Here is a 4,123-nt window from a genome sequence, read left to right on the forward strand (position 1 = left end):
CTCCCACTACAATAAAAAAAATGCTTTTTACAAAACTGAACTGCTCCCGGGCCCGTGGAACGAAACCCAACATCCAATTAATGAGTGTTGGGTTTCGTTCCACGGGCCCCAACCTACAGAATAAAAAAGGAAGAAGTAAGAGGTAACAATAGGAGAATATTTTTGCAATAGTTTCTTTGAAAATCCCAAATCTCAAATCCCACATCCCAAATCCTATGACTCATTACCAACAGATACTCAAGATTCAAACTACAGGGAAATCTCTGTCCAAAATCACTCCTAAGATAGAAGATGCGGTGGCGAATTCAGGTATTAAAACGGGACTTTGTAGCTTATTTTTGCGCCACACTTCTGCTAGTTTGGTGATTCAAGAAAATGCTGACCCGGATGTACTTAAGGATTTGGCTAACTTTTTAGCTAAACTGGTACCGGAGGACGATCGCTACATTCACGATGCCGAAGGCCCAGACGATATGCCGGCGCACATTCGCACTGCGCTGACTCATACTTCTGAACAAATCCCGATCGATCGCGGCAGGTTGCTGTTAGGAACTTGGCAGGGAATTTACCTGTGGGAACACCGCCAGCGGGGTCACATTCGCGAATTAGTTGTTCACGTCAGCGGCACTTGATCGGAATTTGTACCTCGCTGATTTTAGTTGCTTCCGGCGTCATCGGGGAATTGTAAAAAAAGCGGCGCGGCGGCCCGACTATTTCGTATTCGGGATGTTCTTGAAGCCAATCTTTGAGTGTCTGGAGGTTATTTTCGTAGCTTTCCCAAGTGTAGGCCCCGCGCACGCCGATGCTGACAACCGTCATCGGCGAAGTATCCGTGATTTCTACAGCGGAGTTAACGCTACTGGGGGCGATATTTGGTGCGGGATAGAGGAACGAAACTTCTGCTTGGGGAACTGCATCGATTTGCCCGGAAGTTTCTGTGTAGCGCGCTTCTACTGGTGTTGTCATCGCAATTTGGTTGTTGCTGATGTGTTGAAATAAGGGATTGAAGGCGATGCCAGTTGCTTGTCGCAAATCGCCCGCGTGGGTGTAGGTGACAGCGCGGTACTGAGGATATTGCTTAACTTCTATCACCCCAATCTGTGCGGGTTCAGGGAATCCAGTAGGTAATACCATTTGAGATTTAAAAGTTGAGATTTTACATGGAAGAATGGGGAAAGACTGACTCTGCAAGGGTTTGGAACTTGCTGGCAGTTGCAGGGTTTTTGGCAACTGGTATAAATAGGCTGAGATTGTTTGCAGACAATCGTTCAGGTGGCACAATTAGTTTAGCAGTTATTTAAGGGGCTGCTAACTGTCGATCGCCTAGAATTAGTTGAGAGATTATTAATTAACCTCGTAATAATACGGACGGCACTGAGTAAGCACAGAAACATTAATCTAGTTGTGCTTGAAAAATTAGCGTTTTTCAGGTGTTTGCTATTTGTGTCGGAAAATATTCCGCTGTTGGGCCGATCGAGCTGTGCGTTCTCAGTTATTGGGACGCTTATCGCGTTCAGTAACGCCTATCAATTATACCGCTTTCAGGGAATGACGTATGAAAAAGATTCTAGTGATTGAGGACGAGCAACTAATTCGCGAGAATATTCTCAAACTCCTCAAAGCTGAAGGTTTCGACGTGACGGGTGCAGAAAATGGAGCGCAAGGTTTAAATGCGGCGGTGTCAAATCTTCCCGACGTGATTCTTTGCGATGTGATGATGCCGGAACTTGACGGGTACGGGGTGCTGGTGGCCTTGCGATCGAATCCTGTTACTGCTACACTTCCTTTTGTTTTTCTCACCGGTAAAGCCGATCGCTCTGAAATGCGGCAAGGTATGGAATTGGGAGCAGATGATTACCTGACTAAACCTTTTACTAAAGCTGAACTTGTGGGGGCGATATCGAGCCGCTTGAAAAAACAAGAAGCTGTCGCCGAACAGTACCATACTTTGCGATCGCAAAGCAGCGAATTTATCCAAGATGCCACCGACAAATTAGAGCGGATAAAAACAGGTTTGTGCGACGCACTGGAACGAGAAGAATTCCAAGTTTACTATCAGCCGCAGGTCAATGTCCACACTGGTAAAATTATCAGCGCCGAAGCTTTAGTGCGCTGGCTGCATCCAGAAAAAGGGCTGATTTCGCCCGCAGAATTTATTCCCCAGGCAGAAGCAACTGGCTTCATTGTACAGTTAGGGGAGTGGGTTTTGCAGACAGCTTGCCGGCAAATGCAAGTTTGGGAAAATGCTGGTTTTTCGGGGCGGCGGGTAGCGGTGAATCTGTCGCCACGGCAATTTCACCAACCGGATCTCAGCAGCAGAGTTGCTCAAATTTTAGCAGAGACTGGTTTGCAAGCGAGCAGTTTGGAATTAGAGCTGACCGAAAGTTTGATGGTAGAAGATGCCGAAAGTGCGATCGCTACTTTGCAACAATTGAAAAAATTGGGAGTTTCTATATCTATTGATGATTTCGGAACTGGGTATTCTTCTTTAAGCTATCTGACGCAATACCCCTTCGATACTTTAAAAATAGACCGCTGTTTTATCAGCAATATCACCGATGGTTGCACAAATGCAGCGATTGTGAAAGCTATTATTGAAATGGCGCACAGTCTCTGTCTTGAGGTAATTGCCGAAGGAGTTGAGACAGAAGCAGAAAAAGATTTTCTCTGGCGCTATAAGTGCGATATAATGCAAGGATATTTGTTCAGTCCTCCTTTGGCGGCAGCGGATTTTGAACAGTTGTTGATGGCAGGAAAATAGAAGATTGGTTAAATCAATATTGGCCATTGAATTAAGTGCGATCGGGGTGGAATATGGTTTTAGAATCCAGCAGTAACGTGGACTCACTCAAATCCAGCCATAAAAAAAATAAGGATTTTTACCTAGCTGTTCAACTAGCTCTCTTGATAGTATTTCTAGCTATTTTGTCCAAATTCTTTGTCATAGTCAACGCTGGAGAGCGGGGCGTGCTGATGCAGTTTGGTAAAGTGCAAGAACAGGTACTCGGAGAAGGAATTCACGTAATAGTCCCCACCGTTTATACTGTAAAAAAGTTGAGCGTCAGGGTACAAAAACAGGAAAGTTCCGCTGAAGCTTCCTCAAAAGATTTGCAAGATGTTTTCACGGATGTAGCGCTCAACTGGCACATTATCCCAGAAGAAGCAAATGCTATTTTTCAACAAATAGGTGACGAAAAAGAAGTGGTCGCTCGCATTATCGATCCAGCAGTACAAGAAGTATTAAAAGCAGTTATGGCCAAATACACGGCTGAAGAAATTATTACTAAACGGGGAGAAGTAAAAGCCGCAGTTGATGATTATTTGACCTTGAGGCTGGTTACATATCACATTGCAGTAGACGATATTTCTTTAGTACACGTTCACTTTTCTGAGCGGTTTAGCGAGGCGGTGGAGGCGAAACAAATTGCCGAACAGGAGGCCAAAAGAGGGGAGTTTTTAGCGCTGAAGGCAGTAAAACAGGCCGAGGCTAAGGTGAATTTAGCCAAGGGAGAAGCCGAAGTGCAAAGGTTGCTGCGGGACAATTTGACTCCCGAACTTTTGGAAAGGCAGGCTATAGAAAAATGGGACGGGAAATTGCCACTGATTGTTGGTGATGGGGGTAAAAATTTATTGGACTTGAGGAAATTGGTGGAGAGATAACAGCCCTGGACGCATCAGCCCAAAGAAACCGGGTTTTTTACCTAATCTGTAACCTACAACGAAGGATTTTCTGAAAAAAACCCGGTTTCTGACCGAAAGCATCCAGGATACCCGCCACGTGATTCATTCCTTCGCAAACTCAGGACCCAGAAATAAAAAACCTGTATCCGATGAAACTTGCCCCCCGAATTTATCCGTGGGGTCAATCCTTCAATCTAAAATCTAAAATCTAAAATCTAAAATCGATTGACTATCGGTGCACAAGTCCCGTACAAAAATACAGGGAATTTAGCTTTTTATGTCGGTAAAAAACCCGGTTTCTTGAGTATTCGTGCGTAACTCCTGAATTACCAATTATATCATGTCCGGTCGATTACCCTGATTCTTGTAGATACTGTCTTGACCTGTCAAGGGGTCGCGAGTAAATAATTGGGGTCGAAAGGCTTTTGGGACTTTAAAATCC

General features: G+C 44.8%; 4 protein-coding genes. 3 read left to right on the plus strand and 1 reads right to left on the minus strand.

Annotated elements, in window-relative coordinates; genetic code table 11:
• Positions 1-215: 215 nt before the first annotated feature.
• Positions 216-632: a secondary thiamine-phosphate synthase enzyme YjbQ gene (locus QT992_RS33030; protein ID WP_333314186.1), complete on the plus strand. Its 417-nt coding sequence runs from the start codon at positions 216-218 to the stop codon at positions 630-632.
• Here the strand turns inward: QT992_RS33030 and QT992_RS33035 are convergent.
• Complete coding sequence (locus QT992_RS33035) at positions 619-1,134, minus strand: heme-binding protein (RefSeq protein WP_333314187.1); 516 nt, start codon at positions 1,132-1,134, stop codon at positions 619-621. The genes QT992_RS33030 and QT992_RS33035 overlap by 14 nt on opposite strands.
• Positions 1,135-1,555: 421 nt before the next feature.
• Between QT992_RS33035 and QT992_RS33040 the strand changes: the two genes are divergently transcribed.
• Together QT992_RS33040 and QT992_RS33045 are read left to right on the plus strand one after the other, a co-directional pair.
• Positions 1,556-2,761: an EAL domain-containing response regulator gene (locus QT992_RS33040; RefSeq protein WP_333314189.1), complete on the plus strand. Its 1,206-nt coding sequence runs from the start codon at positions 1,556-1,558 to the stop codon at positions 2,759-2,761.
• A gap of 53 nt (positions 2,762-2,814) precedes the next feature.
• Positions 2,815-3,660 (plus strand): prohibitin family protein, encoded by an 846-nt coding sequence (locus QT992_RS33045; RefSeq protein ID WP_333343010.1) that lies wholly within the window; start codon positions 2,815-2,817, stop codon positions 3,658-3,660.
• Positions 3,661-4,123: the final 463 nt, after the last annotated feature.

It is taken from the genome of Microcoleus sp. T3_D1 (genome assembly GCF_036700405.1).
In the GTDB taxonomy this organism is placed as follows: Bacteria; Cyanobacteriota; Cyanobacteriia; order Cyanobacteriales; family Microcoleaceae; genus Microcoleus.